Origin of the sequence: Myxococcus eversor, assembly GCF_010894455.1 — a bacterium.
Lineage (GTDB): Bacteria > Myxococcota > Myxococcia > Myxococcales > Myxococcaceae > Myxococcus > Myxococcus eversor.
This window is the reverse complement of record NZ_JAAIXY010000004.1, coordinates 278,295-297,558: the sequence shown is the minus strand read 5'-3', so window position 1 is coordinate 297,558 and position 19,264 is coordinate 278,295. Positions and strand designations below refer to the sequence as shown.

The 19,264-nt window shown below is 69.3% G+C and carries 13 protein-coding genes and 1 pseudogene; 3 read left to right on the top strand and 11 right to left on the bottom strand.

Translation table 11 applies throughout. The features are described 5' to 3' along the window. Positions 1–17: 17 nt before the first annotated feature. The 8 genes from G4D83_RS10650 to G4D83_RS10615 form a co-directional block, all read right to left on the bottom strand. A complete protein-coding gene (locus tag G4D83_RS10650) occupies positions 18–1,439 on the bottom strand; it encodes an RICIN domain-containing protein (RefSeq protein ID WP_205522606.1) in 1,422 nt (473 codons plus the stop codon). Positions 1,440–1,671: 232 nt separating this feature from the next. Beyond that, entirely contained in the window at positions 1,672–2,676 is a 1,005-nt protein-coding gene (locus G4D83_RS10645) for a cysteine synthase A (RefSeq protein WP_163864585.1), read from the bottom strand. Positions 2,677–2,740: 64 nt separating this feature from the next. Beyond that, on the bottom strand, positions 2,741–3,973 hold the full coding sequence (locus G4D83_RS10640; RefSeq protein WP_163864584.1) for an ABC transporter permease: 1,233 nt from the start codon (positions 3,971–3,973) through the stop codon (positions 2,741–2,743). Between the two features lie 4 nt (positions 3,974–3,977). Then, entirely contained in the window at positions 3,978–5,216 is a 1,239-nt protein-coding gene (locus G4D83_RS10635) for an ABC transporter permease (RefSeq protein WP_163864583.1), read from the bottom strand. Then, entirely contained in the window at positions 5,213–5,965 is a 753-nt protein-coding gene (locus G4D83_RS10630; RefSeq protein ID WP_163864582.1) for an ABC transporter ATP-binding protein, read from the bottom strand. Before G4D83_RS10630 ends, G4D83_RS10635 begins: the two co-directional genes overlap by 4 nt. Next, positions 5,962–7,227: an efflux RND transporter periplasmic adaptor subunit gene (locus tag G4D83_RS10625; protein ID WP_163864581.1), complete on the bottom strand. Its 1,266-nt coding sequence runs from the start codon at positions 7,225–7,227 to the stop codon at positions 5,962–5,964. Before G4D83_RS10625 ends, G4D83_RS10630 begins: the two co-directional genes overlap by 4 nt. After that, the gene (locus G4D83_RS10620) at positions 7,224–8,570 is read right to left on the bottom strand and encodes a TolC family protein (protein WP_163864580.1); all 1,347 of its coding nucleotides are present in this window, start codon (positions 8,568–8,570) and stop codon (positions 7,224–7,226) included. Before G4D83_RS10620 ends, G4D83_RS10625 begins: the two co-directional genes overlap by 4 nt. After that, a complete protein-coding gene (locus G4D83_RS10615; RefSeq protein WP_163864579.1) occupies positions 8,567–9,271 on the bottom strand; it encodes a YIP1 family protein in 705 nt (234 codons plus the stop codon). The genes G4D83_RS10620 and G4D83_RS10615 overlap by 4 nt, the downstream gene beginning before the upstream one ends. Positions 9,272–9,502: 231 nt before the next feature. On the opposite strand from G4D83_RS10615, the gene G4D83_RS10610 reads away from it, so the two are divergent. Further along, positions 9,503–12,058, top strand: coding sequence for an AAA family ATPase (locus G4D83_RS10610; RefSeq protein WP_163864578.1), 2,556 nt, complete (start codon positions 9,503–9,505; stop codon positions 12,056–12,058). A 239-nt stretch (positions 12,059–12,297) separates the two neighbouring features. Further along, positions 12,298–13,116: pseudogene (locus tag G4D83_RS10605) on the top strand (DUF2520 domain-containing protein); the annotation flags it as partial. On the opposite strand, the gene G4D83_RS10600 reads toward G4D83_RS10605, so the two are convergent. Beyond that, positions 13,109–14,425, bottom strand: coding sequence for a hypothetical protein (locus G4D83_RS10600; protein ID WP_163864576.1), 1,317 nt, complete (start codon positions 14,423–14,425; stop codon positions 13,109–13,111). The pseudogene G4D83_RS10605 and the gene G4D83_RS10600 overlap by 8 nt on opposite strands. An 85-nt stretch (positions 14,426–14,510) precedes the next feature. On the opposite strand from G4D83_RS10600, the gene G4D83_RS10595 reads away from it, so the two are divergent. Beyond that, on the top strand, positions 14,511–18,008 hold the full coding sequence (locus tag G4D83_RS10595) for a hypothetical protein (protein WP_420826628.1): 3,498 nt from the start codon (positions 14,511–14,513) through the stop codon (positions 18,006–18,008). 8 nt (positions 18,009–18,016) lie between these two features. Here G4D83_RS10595 and nadD read toward each other — a convergent pair whose 3' ends face one another. Both nadD and G4D83_RS10585 read right to left on the bottom strand, forming a co-directional pair. Continuing rightward, positions 18,017–18,577, bottom strand: coding sequence for a nicotinate (nicotinamide) nucleotide adenylyltransferase (gene nadD, locus G4D83_RS10590; protein ID WP_163864574.1), 561 nt, complete (start codon positions 18,575–18,577; stop codon positions 18,017–18,019). A gap of 14 nt (positions 18,578–18,591) precedes the next feature. Further along, positions 18,592–19,263 carry a hypothetical protein gene (locus G4D83_RS10585; protein WP_163864573.1) on the bottom strand — a complete coding sequence of 224 codons (672 nt, stop codon included), beginning with the start codon at positions 19,261–19,263 and terminating at the stop codon, positions 18,592–18,594. Between the last annotated feature and the right edge of the window lies 1 nt (position 19,264).

The following is a 19,264-nucleotide window of genomic DNA, read 5'->3' as shown; positions in this document are numbered from 1 at the left end:
CGACGGAAGGCCGCTCGCTACCAGGCCTCCAGCCGGAACTGCTGGCAGTCGTTGTTGGACCAGGTCCACTGCTGGATGACGGTGCCGTTGCCGCTCGTCCCACAGCTCGCCACGTCGAGCACCTTGCCGCTGTGTCGCGCCTCGATGCGGTGGAACCCGCCGGTCGTCGCCACGGTGCGGAACTGCTGGTTGCCACCGTTGGACCAGGTCCACTGCTGCAGCGCCGCCCCGTCCGCGGTGCTGACGTCGCGCACGTCCAGCACCTTGCCGCTGTACTGCGACACGATGCGGACAAAGCCGCTGTCGGTGGGCTCCAGCACCCACTGCTGGCTGGCACCGGCGTGGCACGCCCACTGGTGGATGCTCGCCCCGTCCGCGGTGCTGGGCCCGTTGATGTCCAGGCAGCGGCCGGAGCTCTTGTTGATGATGCGGTAGCGGGTGGCGCCACCGCCGCCCTGCGCCGCGTTGAAGATGGCGAGCAGCAGCGAGGTGTCGGTGCGCGTGTCCTGGGTCAGCTCCCAGATCATCACCCCGCCGCCCTGCTGGAGCCCCAGCCGCGTCTTGGCCTGGATGGTGGCGATGCCGTTGTAATAGACGTCACCGACGTTGTCCTTGTACGGCGCCTGCGAGTCGCGCGCGACGAGGTCCGCGTAGCCCACGTACGACGACGGCGAGCGCCCGTAGAACGGCACGCCCAGGACAGCCTTCGACGCCGGCAGGCCCCGCCCCTTCCAGTAGTTGAGCGACTGGACGGCGTAGTCATACGTCGAATGCGGCTGCCCGCCGTCGTACGCCATGATGTTGAGGAAGTCGAAGTCGGCGAACGTCGAGGTGGGGATGCCCTCGCCGTAGTAGCCGTTGGCCACCACCGCGGCGGTGAGCAGCTTGCCGCGCGAGCGCATCGCCGCGCCCAGCTCGCGGATGAGCGCCGCGAAGTTCTGCGCGGAGGCGCCCGGGTCCGGGTACTCCCAGTCGATGTCCACGCCGTCCAGCCCCGCCGCGTTGACGTAGTTGACCAGGTTGTTCACGAAGGCCGTGCGCGTGCCCGCGTTCGCCGCGAGCGACTCGAAGCCGCTGTCGTTGCCGTCGTTCCACCCGCCCACGGCGATGAGCACCTTCACGCCTCGCGCATGCGCGGCGGTGACGAGCGAACGCAGCCGCGCGTCCGTCCCGCTCGGGCCCGTCAACCCACCCTGCGCGGTGGGCACCACGAAGGCGTAGTTGATGTGCGTGAGCCTGTCGTAGGGGATGGCGTTGACGTCACCCGCCCACGTCGGGAAGTAGCCGACCACGCGCGTCGCCAGCGCCGCGCCCTCTTGCCGCGCCAGCGGCTCGTCGGCGGTTGACTCCACGTCCGGCGCCCCGGAACAGGCCAGCACCATGGCCGCCAGCGCGGCCTCCAACACCAGGGCTCTCAACGGCAACACCATGCGCGACATGCGGACTCCATGAGGTGAGCCCCCGCCCCCAGAACGGAGGCGGATGGGTCGCGCACCTGTAGCGTCGCCCTAAACCCGCAACAACAGTTTTTCCAGAAATCGAAGGAACTCTGTCCAGTCCTGTCGGACAGTTGGGAGCCCCCTGCACGGGCTTGTGCCGGGGTCCGTATTTTCGGCGCGGACTGCACGACGGGCGCGGAAGCGAGGACGGGCGCCGCGTCGTGCGAGCCAATCAGCGCGCGGCGGAGACTCCGGGCAGCGGCTTCACGTGGAGCTGCTTCGACGCGAGGAACTCCGCGTTGAAGACCTTGGAGGCGTAGCGGCTGCCGTGGTCACACAGGAAGGTGACGATGCGCAGGCCCGAGCCGGCGTGCTGACGGGCGACCTCATATGCGGCGCGCACGTTGAGGGCGGCCGACGTGCCCACCACGAGCGCGTCCTCGCGGGCCAGGTGGTAGAGCGTGTCCAGCATCTCCCCATCGCCCAGGTGCATCGCCTCGTCCACGCGCGAGGCCTGGAAGTTGGCGGTGAGCCGCATGATGCCGATGCCCTCGGTGATGGACGAGCCCGACGACTCCAGCTTCCCCTCGCGCACGTAGCTGTAGAGCCCGGAGCCCGGCGGGTCCACGAGCACCACGCGCAGCGCGGGGCTCTGCTCCTTGAGGAAGCGGCTGACGCCGGACATCGTCCCGCCGCTGCCCACGGAGATGACAACGACGTCCACGCGGCCCTCGCACTGCTCCCAGATTTCGGGCCCCGTCGTCTCGTAGTGGAAGTCGCCGTTGGCCGTGTTCTCGAACTGGTTGGCCCAGAACCAGCCATGCTGCTCGGACAGGGCGCGGGCCTGGTGGAAGAAGTGGCCGGGGTTGGCGAAGGGCACGGGCGGCACCTTGCGGACCTCCACGCCCATGGCCTCCAGCAGCTCGTACTTCTCGCGCGCCTGGTTGTCCGGCATCGTCACCACGACGCGGTAGCCGCGCTCGCGGCCCAGCAGCCCCAGGCCAATGCCCGTGTTGCCCGCGGTGCCCTCGACGATGGTGCCGCCCGGCTTCAGGAGTCCCTGCTCCTCCGCGCGGCGAATCATCCCCTTGGCGGCGCGGTCCTTGATGCTGCCGCCGGGGTTCATGAACTCCGCCTTGCCCAGAATCTCGCAGCCAGTGATGCGGCTGAGCGAGCCGATGCGAAGCAACGGAGTGTTTCCCACCGAGTCCCAGAGCGAACCGATGCGTGGCGCCATCCCCCTCCCCTAACGGAGTCCGGGGAGGGAGGCAACCGACGACGGGCCCAGGCTCGGCTTCGCGCTACTCGTTGCGCATCGCCTCGACGGGATCCAGCTTCGCGGCGCGGGCGGCCGGGTAGATACCGAACAGCAGCCCCACCCCGCAGCTCATCGACAGGGCCAGGCCCACCGCCCACGGAGGCACGGACATGGGGAAGCCCACCATCCAGTCCCCGAGGAAGACGAGCCCAAAGCCCAGCCCCACGCCCAGGCCGCCGCCAAAGAGCGCCAGCAGCACGGCCTCCGTCGCGAACTGCCCGAGGATGCGCCGCCGCTTGGCTCCCAGCGCCTTGCGCACGCCAATCTCCCGCGTCCGCTCCATCACCGACACCAGCATGATGTTCAGGATGCCGATGCCGCCCACCACCAGCGACAACAGGCACACGCCGATGCCGGCGATGGTGATGACCTGCGAGAGCTGGTTGAAGGACGCCGTCACCGACTCGTTGGTGTGGATTTCGAAATCGTTGGGCTGGTCCGGGTCCACGTTGCGCCGCCGCCGCATCAGCGTCGTCACCTCGTCCTGCGCCTTGCGGAACAGGCTCGGGTCCTTCGCCTGGATGTCGACGGCCAGCGACCACTCCTTGCCGTACATCTGCTGGTACACGCGCAGGGGGATGATGGCCTGGTTGTCCATGCTCACCATGCCCAGGAAGCTGCCGCGCCGCTGGAGCACGCCAATCACCCGGAACGGCCGGTTCTGGATGCGCACCTCGAAGCCCACCGGGTCGATGCCGGGGAAGAGCGAGTCCGCCACATCCACGCCCAGGAGCACCACACTGCGCCCGTCCAGCCCCTCCACCTCGTTGAAGTAGCGGCCGGACTGCACGGAGACGCCGCTCGTTATCGGGTACGTCGTGGACGCGCCGATGATGCGCACCGAGGGCCGCGTCTCCGCGCTCGCCGTCGATACCTTCTGCCCGCCCGCGTCATCCGACGGGGCCACCACGCCCACCGACGGACAGAGCATCTCGATGGCGTGCACGTCCTCCATGTCGATGTTCGGGCGCTTGGCGAACTTCGCCCAGTTGAAGCGGCCGAAGCCGCCCGCGGGCCACTTGGTGAGCTGGAAGGTGTGAGCCCCCAGCCGCCCCAGGTCCTTGTTCACCTTGGTGCGCAGGCCCTCGATGAGGCCCATCATCGTGATGACGGTGGCCACGCCGATGACGATGCCCAGCAGCGTCAGCAGGGAGCGCAGCGGGTTGCCCAGGAAGGTGCCCAGGGCCAGCCGCAGATTGTCCAGGAAGGCTCTCATCGACTCACTCGTACCGGAGGGCTTCCACGGGGTCCAGGTTCGCCGCGCGCGCCGCCGGCCAGATGCCGAACAGCAGGCCCACCAGCGCCGCGAAGAACACCCCACCCAGCACGGTGGTCGTCTGCACGTCCGCCGCCAGCGGCGTTATCAACGACACCACCTTGGCCGTCCCCAACCCCACCGTCGTTCCCAGCAGGCCTCCCACGGCGGAGACGCTGGCCGCCTCCATGAGGAACTGGACGACGATGGTGCGCTTGCGAGCCCCCAGCGCGCGCCGGACGCCAATCTCCCGCGTCCGCTCCCGCACGGACACCAGCATGATGTTCATGATGCCGATGCCGCCCACGAGCAGGGTGATGAGCCCCACGCCCACCGCCACGCCGTACAGCGCGCCGGTGAGCTGCGCGTAGGTCTGCGCCATGGCCTCCGGCTTGTTGATGTTGAAGTCGTCGGGCTGGCCCGGCTCCGTCGCGCGCAGGCGGCGCAGGATTCCGATGAGCTGGTCCTCCGCCATGCGCACCTGGGACGCGTCCGCCACCGCCATGGCGATCTCGAACGGACGCCCCTTGCCGAAGTTGCTGTAGAACGTCTTGAAGGGGATGAGCACGAGCAGGTCCATGCTCTCGTTGACCACCTTCCCCTTCCGACTGAGCGTGCCCACCACCTGGAAGGAGCGGTTGTCCACGCGGATGGTCCGTCCCACCGGGCTGATGCCGGGGAACATCCGCTCCGCCACGTCCGCGCCGATCACCGCCACCGGACGCGTCACCTCTTCATCCGCCTCCGTGATGAAGCGGCCTCCGGTGATGTCGAAGCCCGCGATGCTCAGGTACTCGTGGTTGACGCCCTGGATGCGCACCGACGACATCTGCTCGCCCCCGTACGACACATCCGACAGCCGGGAGACGGACGGGGACAGCGCGGTGATGAACGGCGCCATGGCGCGCAGCCGGGGCAGTTGCTCCAGGGTGAAGTTCTTCCGGTTGCGGTACTTCCACCAGTCGCCCTTGATCATCCACGGGAACTTGGAGACGTAGAGCGTGTTGGCGCCGAAGCTCGCCAGCTGCTTGTGGAAGGACGTGTTGAGCCCTTGGATGATGCCGACGATGGCCAGCAGCGTGGCCACGCCGATGCCAATGCCCAGCGTCGTCAGCACCGTGCGAAGACGGTTGGCGCGCAGGGAGAACAGGGCGATGCGCGCCCCCTCCAGGACATCCACCCGCAGGCTCGTCACGCTCTTCATACGCCTGCCACCATCGGGCCGGCGACGGCCATGGCCACTTCACGTCCGGAGCCGTCGGCGACAATCGAGCCGTCGCTCAGGCGGATGGCCCGGGGGCAGCGCGCCGCCAGCTTGGGCTCGTGCGTGACGAGCACCAGCGTGTGGCCCGCCTTGTGGAGCTGCTCGAACAACCGGACGATCTCCTCGCCCGTGGCGGAGTCCAGGTTGCCCGTGGGCTCGTCCGCCAGGAGCATGGAGGGCTCCGACACCAGCGCGCGGGCAATCGCCACGCGCTGACGCTGACCGCCCGACAGCTCATTGGGGCGGTGGTGCATGCGGTGCGTGAGCTGCACCTTGTCCAGCGCCGCCTTCGCCCGCTCCCGCCGCTCCTTCGCCGCCATGCCCCGGTACACCAGGGGCAGCTCCACGTTCGCCAGCGCCGTCTCCTTCGGCAGCAGCTGGAACGTCTGGAAGATGAAGCCGATCTCCACGTTGCGGATGACGGCCAGCTCGTCGTCGCTCATGCGCGACACGTCCTTGCCGTTGAGCATGTAGCGGCCGCTGGTGGGCGTATCCAGGCAGCCCAGCACGTTCATCATCGTGCTCTTGCCAGAGCCGGACTGCCCGATGATGGCCACCCACTCGCCCCTGCTGATGCCGAAGGTGACGCCGCGCAGTGCGCGCACCTCCTCGCCACCGACATGGAAGACGCGGGTGATGTCGTCCACCTGGATGAGCCGGCCGTTGCCGGCGCCGCTGCCGTCACTCACGACTTCTGACCGCCCTTCGCGCCAGGAGCCTCGCCCTGGTCGGGCCCCTGGACATTGTCTCCGTGGTTCAGCTCCTTCGACAGCGTGCGGTAGGGACCCTCCACCACGCGGTCCCCGTCGCTCAGCCCGGAGACGATCTCCAGCTCCGTGTCGGAGGCGATGCCCGTCTGCACCCGCCGCACCTGCGCCTTGTTCGCCGCGTCCACCACGAACACCACCTTGGCCAGCGTCTCGGTGCGCTTGGCCTTCAGCCCGCCGCCCTCCACCGACTCCTTGTAGTCCGGCAGCGAGCGCTCCGCGCGCACCGTCACCGCCTGGATGGGGACCAGGATGACGTCCTCGCGCGTCTCCGCGGAGATGCGAGCCTCCGCGCTCATGCCCGGCAGCACGCCCGGCGGACGCATGTCCAGCGCCACCGTGACGGGGAAGCTCGTCACCTCCGCCTCCGTGCCCGGGTTCTTGATGAGCGCCTTCTGGGCGATCTCCACCACCGAGCCCTGGAACGTCTGCCCCTCCAGCGCGTCCAGCGTCACGTCCGCGGGCTGGCCCGGCTTCAGGTGCACCACCTCGTGCTCGCCCACCTCGAACTTCACCTCCATGGCGCTCAGCGCGGCGATGGTCATCACCACGTCCTCGGCCAGCTCCGAGCCACGCACGCGCTCACCCACCTCACGCGACAGCTCGATGACGTTGCCGTCGATGGGCGACGACAGCGTCGTCCTCGACAGGTCCGCCTGCGCCTGCTCGACGATGGCGACGTTGCGCGCCAGTTGCTGGCGGGACGACGCCAGCCGCGCGTCCGCCGTGTTCTTGCTCGCCTTGGCGAGGTCCAGCTCCGCGCCGGACGCCAGGCCCTTGGTCACCAGGCCCTCCACCCGCCCCAGCTCCGCCACGGTGCGGCCGACCTCCACCTCCGCCACCTGGGCATCGGCGCGCGCGGCGTTCTGCGACGCCATGGCCTGCTTCATCGCGGCCTCGTAGATGCGCTTGTCGATGCGCCCGAGCACCTGGCCCTTCTTCACCGGCTCGCCATCCTTGACCAGCAGCTCCACCAGGTCTCCGGAGAGGCTGGAGGAGATCTTCACCGTGGTCGCCGCCTGCACCTTCCCCGCGCCAGTGATGGTGCGGGTGATGGTGCCCTTGCGGGCCTTGGCGATCTGCACTTCCTGGGACGGTGGCGGACGCTCCTTCAGTCCCCCAGCCGTGATGGCCGCGGCACCGAGGAACAGCGCACCGGCAATCGCACCCTTCCACCACTTCATTTCGTCTCTCCCGGGCTCAGGGCGCCCATGGCCCGCAACAAACTGAAGCGGGCGATTTCGACATCAATCCTGTTTTCCAACAAGCTGAGTTCCGCCTGCGTGAGGCTGAGCTGGGCATCTCGGACTTCCAGCGTGGAGCCCGCACCCGCCTTGAAGCGCTCCTCCGCCAGCCTGAGGCCCTGGATGGCGGCCTCCTTGTTCTCGGCGGACAGCCGGGCGGCGACGATCTGCGCCTCCAGCGACTGGTGCGCGGCGCGCACCTCGCCTTCAATCTCCCGCGCCGACTGCGCCAGCGTGAGCTGGGCCTTGCGGATGGTGGCCTCCGCGCGCCGCGTCTGGGCGGGCGTGATGAAGCCGTTGAAGACGTTCCAATCGAGGTTGATGCTACCCAGGAAGTTGTTCTGCAGGCGCGGCTCGGTGAAGACCTGCTCGGCGTCCGGACCCTGGCGGGTGTAGAGGCCGCGGGCCGACAGCACCGGCAGGTAGTCCGCGCGGGCGATGGCGCGCTGCAGTTCCGCCGAGCGCACCTGAAGCTGGAGCGCCTTGAGCAGCGGGCGCCTCTCGCGGGCGGAGTCGATGGCCTGGTCGATGGTGGGCGCGGGCGCGGGCTCCTCGGTGAGCACGCCCGGGTCCACCGCCTCCACGGGCTCGGTACCCGGACGGGTGAGCCACACCGCGAGCTGCGTCTGGTCCGTCACCAGCTGCGTGTAGGACTGGACGAAGTTGATGCGGTCATTGCCCAGGTTCACCAGCGCGGAGATCTCCTCGACCTTGCCCACGCGACCGGCCTGGAACAGGGAGCGCGCGCGATCCAGCTGCTCCTCGCTGCGCTTGACGGTGGCCTCCAGCACCTGGCGGGTGGCCTGGGTGCGGAAGAGCGTGAAGAAGCGGCGGATGGCCTCCAGCTCGGAGGTGTCCGTCTCCTCCTGCGCCTGGTTCTTCTGCGCGTCGCGCAAGACGCCGCTCTGCTCCAGCTGCTTCCAGCGCGCCCGGTCGTAGATGACCTGATTGAGGATGAAGCCCAGGTCGTAGTCGCCCGTGCTGGTGGGCTTCGACTCGACGGGGATCTGCACGAACTCGCCCGGGTTGTTGACGTCCGGCACCAGGTTGAAGGACTTGCGGCGACCGAACCAGTTCTTGCCGACGGACGCGTTGACGGAGAGCTGGGGCAGGAGCGGAGCGCGCGCGACGTGCACGTCCTCCTGGGCGACCGCCAGGTCGAGCGCCGCCTGGAGCGCGGTGGTGCTCTGCCGGCCCTGGGTGCGGACCTCTTCCAGCGTGAGGCGCGTGGGCGCGGGTGAAGGAGCGGCGGTGAGCAGCGCGGCGACGATGAGGGCGTTCATTGCGCACCTCCCGCACCCGGAAGACCGACCATCATCACTCCCGCGAACATCACATAGAGCGCCAGGGCCAGGAGCAGCGCGCGGCTGCGCGACATGCCCGTGGCGGCGGCGAAGCCCAGGCCCAACAGGCCCGTGCTCCAGAGGTTGAAGAAGTCCACGGTGGACGCCACCCGCGCCATCTTCGGGCTGAGGCCCCCGAGGAGCACGCCCAGATGCGCCGGCACCAGCTGCGCGACGCGAGCGACGGAGATGGTGTGCTGCGCGGCGATGCAGAGGGCGAGGACGGCGTGGTACAGCGCGATGGGCAGGAGCGCCAGCGCCGCCACGGACATGAGCTGCTCGAAGTGGGCGGGCCGGTCGAAGAGCCAGGACACCACCCAGAGGATGGCGGCCAGGAGCAGCGCGACCATGGGCATCACGAAGACGCCCTTGGCGATGCCACCGACGAGCGCCTTGCGGGTCGTCGTCTGGATCTTGTCGCTCAGGTCGGCCTCGGAGATGGTCGCCATCTCCCCGGACGCCTGCAGCTCACGGATGACATCCGGGGTCGCGTCCCATCGAAGGGAAAACAGCGTCCCGGAGGCGGACACACAGAGGGCGAGGATGAGCAGGGGCCAGACCCATCGGCGGGCTTCGACGGCGGCGGGCGTTCCCTCGACAGGGTCGATGAAGACGCGCACGGGTTGGACGAGAGAGGTCATAGAGTGAGTGGTCTCGGAGGGATGTACGGCGCCCCCCTAAGGCAATTGCTCGGCCAGTCGAAATTTTGCGGCGGTGAACGGGCAGCCGACCAACCTAATTCCATCCTCATGGAAGGTGGCGCGGCTTTCTACCTCAAGGATTCCGCAGACCTGTAGCAACCTGTTGCGGAAATTTTGCCGTCGGGATCGAGAGGGTGTATTCCGCTCGGCTGCACGCTTGCCGGAGCTCGAATGGTCGAAAGCACGGATCTCGCCCAGGTCCTCCAAGAAGCGAACGACATCGCCCGGAGCGTGGCCCAGAAGATTACTTCGGCCCACGTGCTGTTGGCGCTCTTCACGGTGGAGAACCGGGCGCAGCTCCTGCTGAAGGAGCGGGGCGTGGACGAGGATGCCCTCCTCCACCTGCTCACCGCCGCGCCGGCGGAAGCGGACGGCCACGTTCGCGAGCTGAGGGAGAAGGCCCGGGAAATCGCCACGAGCTGTGGCTCCCAGGAGGCGGATTGCCTCCACCTGCTCATCGCGGTGACCCGGGTGCGCTGCGTCGCGCAGGAGCTGCTGACGCAGACGGGCTTGGACCTGGCGACCCTGCGGACCACGGCGGTCTCCTACTTCGTGAGCGGGCGGATGCCGCGCAAGCTCCAGCCTGGCCGCACGCATGTGCTCGGCGCGCGCCCCGCCGTCCCCGCCCGCCCCCTGGGGGCGCCTCCGTCTCCCCTGCCCGCGTCGGCCGTGGCGGTGAGCCTGCCGCGCCCCCTCCCGACGCCGCCCCCGCTTCCTCCGCCGCCGCGCGTCACCACCCCCGCCCTCTCACCGAGGGACCTCATCGACGTGGATGACGACGAGGTCCAGCAAGCGCCCCCGCCCAAGGCCGCTCCGCCGCCGCCCGCGCCCGCTCCGGTGGCCCGCGCGGTGCCGCCTCCCGCTCCGACGCCCCCTCCGCCCGCGCCCGTAGCGCGCCCCGCTCCGACGCCCGCACCCGCGCCGGTGGCCCGAGGCGCGTCGCTGGCGTTGGACCCGAAGGCGTTTCCGATGTTGACGTCGCTGGGCCGCAACCTGAGTCAGCTGGCCCGCGAGGGTCGGTTGGATCCGGTGGTGGGCCGCGCGCGGGAAATCGAAGAGGTCATCGACGTCCTCGGCAAGCGCCGCACCAACAACCCGTGCCTCCTGGGTGAGGCGGGCGTGGGGAAGACGGCCGTCGTCGAAGGCGTGGCGCAGCGGCTGTTGAGCCTGCGTGGGAGCCTGGCGGAGAAGGTGGTGGTGGAGCTGGACATGGCCTCGCTGGTCGCGGGCACCCAGTTGCGCGGCTCCTTCTCCGAGAAGCTCAACACCTTGAAGGAAGAGGTCCGCCGCGCGGAAGGCCGCATCATGGTCTTCATCGACGAGATTCACACCCTGGTGGGCGCGGGCTCCACGGGCGACGGGCCGCAGGACGCGGCGAACGAGCTGAAGACGGCGATGGCGCGCGGTGAGTTCCCCTGCATCGGCGCGACGACGCACGACGAGTACCGCAAGTTCATCAGCGCGGACCCGGCGCTGGAGCGGCGCTTCACGCCCGTCGTGGTGCACGAGCCGTCGGTTCCTGACACGGTGGAGATCCTCCGCGGCATCATCGGCCGGTACGAGGAGCACCACGCGCTGCGCTATCGCCCGGAGGCGCTGGAGGCCGCGGCGTCGCTGGCCAGCCGCTATGTGACGGACCGGTTCATGCCGGACAAGGCCATCTCGGTGGTGGACCTGGCGGGCAGCCGGTGCCACCGCGAGGGACGCGACGTGGTGGAGGTCTCCGACGTGGCGCGGGTGGTGGCGAAGCTCGCGGGCGTGCCGGAGGAGCGGCTGTTGATGAACGACTCGTCGCGCCTGCTGCGGCTGGAGCAGGACCTGAGCGAGCGGGTCATCGGACACGAAGAGGCGATTGCGCGAATCGCGCGGGTCATCCGTCGCAACTACGCGGGCTTCGCGTCGCGCCGGCCCATGGGCAGCTTCCTCTTCCTGGGCCCCACGGGCGTGGGCAAGACGGAGATGGCGCGCGGACTCGCGGAGGTGCTGTTCGGCAACCGCGATGCACTGGTGCGGCTGGACATGAGCGAGATGGCGGAGGCGCATGGGGTGTCGCGCCTCATCGGCTCTCCGGCGGGCTACGTGGGCTTCGGCGAGGGTGGGCAGCTCACCGAGCCGGTGCGGCGGCGGCCCTCGTCCGTCGTGGTGCTGGACGAAATCGAGAAGGCGCACCGCGAGGTGCAGATGCTGCTGCTCCAGGTGCTGGAGGAGGGGCGGCTGACGGACGGCAAGGGTCGGCACATCGACTTCTCCAACACCGTCATCGTGATGACGACCAACCTGGGCGCGGAGGCGTTCTCCCGCACGGGTCGTCCGCTGGGCTTCGGCTCGGAGGGCTCGGCGACGACGAACGCGCTGGAGCTGGCGGCGTCGGCGGCGCGCAAGGCCCTGCCCCCGGAGCTGTGGAATCGCATCGACGAGCGGCTCCCTTTCCGGCCCCTGGAGGAGGAGGAGGTCGCGCGCATCGCCACGCTGTTGCTGGAGGAGAGCAGCAAGCGGCTCTCCACCGAGCGCGGCATCGAGTACTCCGCGGGCCAGGACGTGGTGGGCCACCTGCTGAAGTCGGGCGGGTTCGACCCGCAGCTCGGCGCGCGGCCGATGCGGCAGATGGTGCAGCGGCTGGTGGAAGGGCCGCTCGCGGAGCGCATCCTCTCTGGTGAGTTCGGCGCGGGCGACAAGGTGCGAGTCGCGCTGCTCGCCGGTCAGCTCGCGTTCCAGCGGGTGCGATGAGTCCCCGCGTCCCACGGACGCGGAGTGGCAAGGGTGCGGGGAAGCCCGCTCCCAATGCGGGCACGGGTGCCTCACGGAAGCGTGCTGGCAAAGCAGCACAGAAGCACTCTCCGGAAAGCAGCCTCGACACCTCGCGGCAACTCGGTGACGCGGCGGCACGCGGAGCCGCACCGGAAGCTCCCCGAAGAGGCTCGGCGCTCCGCCCGTCGCGAGCCGGAAGAACCACGCCGCACACAGCCCGCCCACCGGTGGTCATCATCGGAGCGGGACGACTCGGTGGCGCACTGGGCCTCGCGCTCAGCGCAACCGGCTGGCCCGTCCGCATGCATTCACGCGCAGAAGAGGGACGCCTTCGCGCCGAAGCCCTCGGCCTGAAGACCGCGACCCCCGAGGACCTGCGGCGCGCGCGCCTCGTGCTCCTCTGCGTCCCCGACGCCGAGGTCCCTCGCGTCGCGGAGGAGCTCGCCACCACCCTGCCCCGCTCCGTCGCCTTCGTTCACACCGCGGGCGCGCTGTCCCTGGACGCACTGGGACCGCCGCGAGGTCGCGCGCTCGGCTCCTTCCATCCGCTCTGCGCGGTGTCCTCCGCCCGGGACTCGCTCGCGGGTCACACCGCCGCCATCAGCACCCGCTCGCGCGCGCTGCGAGACGTGCTCCGTCACATGGCCGTCGACGTGGGACTGGACACGCTGGAAGTGCCCGAGGGCCACCGCGCCGCCTATCACGCGGGTGCGGTGATGAGCGCGGGTCTCATGGTGGCGCTCGCGGATGCCGCCGTCGCCGCGCTCGGTGCCGCGGGCATCGACCCGAAGGACGCCCTGCGAGCCCTGCTGCCGCTGATGCGCTCCGCCCTGCGTGGCATGGAAGCCCGGGGCCTCGCGGGAGGCCTCACCGGACCCATCGTCCGAGGCGACGCGGGCGTGGTGGCCGCGCACCTCGCGGCCCTCCCCGACGACGTCGCCCCCATCTACCGACTGCTGTCGCGGCGCGCGTTGAAGCTGGCCTCGGAGCGTCTGCGCCCCGAGTCGCGCGCCGCGCTGGAGCAGCGACTCAGGTGATGATCAACGAGCCCTGAAGGCCCTTGCGCACCGAGCCGAGCGCGCGCTCCGAAGCGGCCTCCGCCTCCGTGAGTCGACGCAGGCACAGCTCGCCCTGCCCCGACGCCACGCCGCGCTGCAGGTCCGACAGCAGCGTGAGCGAGGCCTGGAGCATCTCCTTACCCTGGGCCGTCTCGTTGACCGGCTTCTCGGCGGCCTTCGCCACCGCCTCGCCGAACGCCTTGATGGTGCCCCCGAGCTTGGCCGCGTCGAAGCTGGCCAGCAGCGGCTTGATGCGCGTGGGGTCGATGCGGATGAGCCGCAGCGCGCCCACCCGAGCGAAGCCCGGGTGCAGCAGGCCGATGTCGCTCATCTCGAACGCGCCCAGCAGGCCCTCGTCCGGAGCCGGGTGCGCGTGCGGCACCACGTCCACGAAGAGGGGCAGCGCGTCCGCGCCCTGGCGGTACAGCTCGACCTCTTCCTCATCCAGCGGCGGGAAGGAGGTCGGCGCGCCGATGAAGAGCAGCGGCAACACGATGTCGTGCCAGAAGTCCTCGGGCGCGGAGCCCGTGCCGTTCACCGTGGCGAACAGGTGGACCATCAGCTCGGCCAGTCGCGGGGCGCGCTCGGCCTGCTCGATGAGCGTCTTGCTCGGGTCCAGGCGCTGGAGGGACTGGACGATCTGCCCCTCGAACTGCTGCCGCGCCTCGGCCGGGAGGTCCTGCGCGCGACCCAGCGCGTTGCGCACGTCGCGGGCCAGCACGTCCGGCTTCGTCTCCAGCGTGGTGGTCGCCTTCTTCGGGTCCACGACGACGAACTGGAGGAAGCCCGGGTCGAACAGGCGCTGGTAGTCCACCGGCGTCAGCTTCGGCGCCTGACCGCCCAAAGCCTGGGCCGGGTTGGTGCCGAAGCGGGCCTGCCCCAGCGAGCGGCGGATGTCCGACGCCAGGTCATCCAGCCGGGCCAGCTTGTTTTGACCCAGTGCGTCCATCGCCGCGCCGAACGGCGACAGCATGATGATGGCCTCCGGGAAGCCCAGGGTGGCGCCCTCTGGGGAGTCGCGGTTGGGGAACCAGAACGCGTTGTGCTCCAGGATGAGGCGCATGGCGAACGCGCCGGCCAGACCCAGGGCGATGGTCTGGTGCTCGGGCTTGTTCACCTGGAAGGGGCCACCGAGCACCTTCGCGACGGCCTTCTCCACGTCCGCCCAGGGGGCCTTGACCAGGTCGAGCGGCTTGCCCTCGGCCTTCTCGAGGGCCTCGGCGACCTGAAGCTGCGCCTGGTGGACGTGCTGGGGGACAGGATGCGCCTGGGGTTCCGGTTGGGACATGAAGGAATCCGAAATCGAAAGGGAAGCGGAGGGCCTCCCCTTACCGTGAAAAACGCGTTCGTGGCTACGATTTGTGGCCAGTAGGATGGCCCGCATGCCTGCTTCCCGCTGGCGCTTGCGCTGGCATGCCGTGGCCGTCTGTTTCCTGCTGACAAGCTGGGGGTGTGCTTTCGTCACACCTCGTTTTCCCCAAGACATCCAGACGTCGTTCGCGCGCGACCCGATGCGCAAGCTGACGACGGAGTCCCTGGAGCTCTACTACCCGGAGCAGCTCCGAGGCCCCGCGCTGCGGATGGCGGCGCGGCTGGAGGGCTGCGTGGAGCGGCTGCGCGCCCAGACGTGGCGCAAGGAGCCTCGCGACAGGCTCCTCGTCTACATGACGAGCGCGGACTTCAACAACGCGTACGTCGTACCGGACTACGTCAGCATCCCGCAGCAGATGGTGGTGCCGGCGCACATGACGCTGGAGCTGTTCCACTTCTTCGGGTTGGGCGAGGTCGACGTCGGCGACGTGGCCTGCCACGAGGCCGTGCACTACGTCCAGCTCCAGCAGACCAATGGCCTCTGGGGCTTCCTCAACACCTTCACGGGGGGCCTGTTCCAGCCCAACACCTTCACCGAGTCCTGGTTCCTGGAAGGACTGGCCACGTACTACGAGGGCCGCTTCGGCAAGGACACCGGGCGTCCCCACAGTCCGGTGTGGCGGGGCTGGTTCGATTCGGTGGTGCAGGCGAAGAACGGGAAGTTGGATCCGGGTTACCTGTCGCCGGAGAACCGGGCGTTGGATCCGTTTGGAGGCAACTACCTCACGGGCATGCACTTCGTGGAGTACCTGGCCACGAAGTATGGCGAGGCGAAGCTGTGGCAGTTGGTGGACAAGCAGGGCTCCACCATCATCCCGCCCATCGCGGTGACGCTGCGCTTCAAGAGCGTCTATGGAAAAGACATCGGCTCGCTCTTCGCCGAGTTCAGCAAGGACCTGCACGAGCAGCTCATCGTGCGCGAGCGGCCGGAGTCGCAGCGCGTCTGGCTTCCCGAAGCGGGATACTTCTCGCGGCTCGCCTCGCATCCGTCGAGCGGTGTGACGGCGCTGGTGAGCGTGGGGCGGGAGCAATACTCGCGGCTGACGGTGCGCGAGCCGGACGGGCGCGTGCGGTTCGAGCGACCCTTGGTGGAGCTGCTGCCCTTCCGCCGCTGGGTGCTGGGCTCGTCGACGCTGGTCAGCGGCATGTCCTTCAGCTCGGACGGTGCGTGGCTCTACCTGGTGATGGCGGACCTGAACGCGGTGGGGGCGTATGACGCGAAGCTGTGGCGCGTGGACGCTCGCACGGGCGAGGTGGTGCACGTCTGGGATGACGTGAAGGGAATGGGCGGGAGCATCACCCCGGATGGCGCGGCGTACGTCTATGTCCGCGTCGAGGGGGACACGGCGAACCTGAGGCGGCTGGAGCTGGAGACGGGCAAGCAGGAGGCGCTCACTCAATTCGATGCGAGCGCGCCCATCGGTCCTCCGGCGGTGTCGCCGGATGGGAAGCGGATGGTGTTCCCTCTGGCGGGGAGCCAGGGTTGGGACCTGGTGGTGCGCGAGGAGGATGGAAGCCTGCGCTGGCTGACGCGAGACGGGCTGTTCAACTACTCGCCACGCTGGCTGGACGCGGACCGCATCGTGTTCCTGCGCGAGGACACCGGACGACTCCAGGCGCACGTGATGACGGTCTCCACGAGGGAGCTGGCGCGAATCACCGATGCGCCGCATCTGGTGATGGACGTGAGCCCCGTGGGCACGGGCGAAGTGGTCTTCCTGAATCGCGCCGGGACGTCCTTCACCATCGACCGCTCGCCCGTGGTGGCGATGACGGAGCAGGTGGTGAGCAACGCGATGCCTCCAGGCAGCACGGAGACGACTCCCGCGGCCCCAGGTATCGAAGCCCCCCTGCCCTCGCAGACAGACACGGCGCCGGTGAGCCCGCCGCCACTCACCGCCGCGCCCGCTGTCGTGACGCCGACGGACCCGACGACGCCTCCGCCCGCGCCCGAGGAGCTTTCGGACTTCCCTGGCACACCGCCGCCTGGAGCGCCGAACACGGGCATGTCGCCCGAGGCGCTGTCGGCCTTCCCCATCACGCCCTCGTCGAGCAACCCGGATGCGGGAGCATCGCCCGACACACTCGTGGCGCGCCCGGACACGAACTCTTCGGGTGGACAGGATGCGGGCACCTCGCCCGACGCTCGCCCGGGCACCAGCGCCACGGCGGGACAGGCCACGGGCGCACCGGACTCCGGGGCAACAGCTCAGGGGCCCGGCACGCCAGAACCAGCGCCAGGAGGCTTCACCGCCTTCCCGCCGGACTCCACGGACGCGCCCGTTGCGCCCGCTCCAGTGACTCCGCCGCTCGCGACCGCTGTTCCGGTGGAGCCGATAGGAACCGCCGAGGGAGATCTCGAAGCGCCTGTCGTCGCGCCGCCTCCCGACCCGGGCAAGCCGGTGACGGTGCTCACCGACGAGCCCTACTCGACACTGGAGGGCTTCCTCATCCCCGAGTTCCGACTCCCATATCTGTGGGTCGCGACGGACAGTACGGAGAACGAGAACTCGGACGACTTGTTGTTCAGCGGTGGGCTGTCACTCGCGGGCCAGGACCGGCTCGGCTTCCACGCCTACGCGCTGAACTTCACCTACAGCACGCAGGACCAAGAGCCCAACGTGTCGCTCGCGTACGGCAACGCGCAGTTGGCGCCCTGGTACCTGCAGGCATCCGTCTCGCGTGTACGGGACAACGACCGCACGGACCTTCAGGCGCTGGCCTACGCGTCCCGCACGTTCTGGACGACGCCGGTGACCATTGGCCTCTTGGCGCTGCGGCGTGAATTCGACGCCTTCGGCAGGTTCCCCCGCATCGTCACGCGGTTGATTGGCCCGGAGGTCTCCGCGTCCTACTTCGCGGGGGACGCCACGTCCTACGGTGGCCTCCAGCGCGGCCTGGGCATCTCGGTGAGTGGCGCCGTGTATCCCGGAGCGTTCGCTCTCGACTCGACGATGGGTGACGTCCGCTTGGGCCTGGATGGCTTCTTCGGCGGACCCTGGAGCGGAACGGACAACATCCAGCTCACGGCGGTGGGGCGCTATCTGCCGGGTGCACCCGAGGGCCTGCTCGAGGTGGGCGGGTTCAGCGCGGGGCAGGTCTGGTACACCAGCCGACGCTCGACGGAGACGGCCCGTCTCCCGCTTCAGCTCCAGCCGGGCATCGCCTTCAGCGAGTACGTGCGCGGCTATGAAGACATCACGATTCGCGCGAAGAACGTGCTGATTGGCGGCGCGACGTACAAGTACCGGCTCGTCATCGACCACGGCTGGGCGTCCACGCTGTGGCTGTTGCCCTCGCTCTTCATCCGCAACGCCGAGCTGGACCTCTTCGCGACGCTGGCGCGCACCGACAACCGGGACAACCACGGCGCGTTCGGCGTGGCCATGTCACTCCAGTTCTCCGTGGGGCAGGCCGTGCCCTTCTCCCTCTTCTACCAATTCGCCCGTCGCTACGACGATGGCCTGGGCGACCTGCACCTGTTCGGAGTCGGCCTCTAGGCCTCGCCCTACTTCCCGCGCCCCAGGCCATACAGGCCGGCGGCGCGGGCATGCGCCAACACGCCGGAAGGCACCAGCTCCGACGGCTCCGCGCCCCGCGCCAAGAGCTCGCGAATCACGGTGGAGGACACCTCGGCCAGGGGCGGGCCCACCGTGTCCGGCGCCGGGTAGCCCGCGCGGTACAGCACGATGACTCGCGACATCTCCTGGATGCGGTGGAAGTCCTTCCAGTGGGGTAAATCTCGCAGGATGTCGCTGCCGATGATGAGCGACCAGCGCACGCTCGGGTGCCGCTCCACCAGCAACGCGAGCGTATCCACCGTGCGCCCCGTCAGGCCGGCCTCGCTCTCGACGCGCGTCGTCTTCAACCAGCCCGACGTCTCGCGGCACATCGCGTCGCACATGGAGACGCGGTGCTCGAACGCCTCCATCTGCTTGCCGAACGGGTGCTGCGCGGACGGCATCAGCCACACCTCGTCCACGCCCTGCGTCGCGTGAACGTACGAGGCCGCCATCAGATGCCCCACGTGCGGCGGATTGAACGAGCCTCCAAGGAGCGCGACCTGCACGTCAGGGCCTCACGTCACTTCAAGGTCAGCTTCGGGGATTTCTTGTCCAGCACCAGCACCCGCGGCTCCAGCACCACGTGCCCGTCGAGCCGGTACGCGGAGAAGCGCAAGTCCCGGTCCACCTTCTCCAGCAGCGCGCACGTCTGCTCGGCGGCGCCCACCAATCGTCCCGGCGTCAGGAAGTAGCGCGGACCAATCTGGACGACCTTGGGCTCCGAGTCCTTGCCGTGGACGAACACGAGCGCGTTGAGCAGATCATCCCGCGTCAGGTCGTTCTTGTCGTGCACCACGCAGCACAGCGTGTCGCCCAGCAGGTCCATCGCCTTGTTGTTGATGGTCGGGTCTCGATACTGGAGCGACTCGCGCTCCGGCACCCGCACGAAGCGCTCCATCACCAGCCGTCGGTCCTCCTCTGAGGCCACGTCCGCTGGCACCGCGCCCCGCGAGGGAGTGCGAGGCAGCGCGTCCTGGCTGCCGAGCCACTGGCTCACGTCCGCCAGGAAGTCTGAGTCCGAGTACTCCCGGCCGCCCCGGCTCTTCTGCCGCCGCCAGAGCAACCACTCGTCCAGGTCCGTGTAGCGCGCGCCGGTGAAGAGGAAGCGGCGCGCGCCCAGGGAGCGCAGCAGCTCATAGGCCGCGTCGAAGGCTTGCAGGTCGCCGTGGCTGTCGGAGAAGACACCAATCACG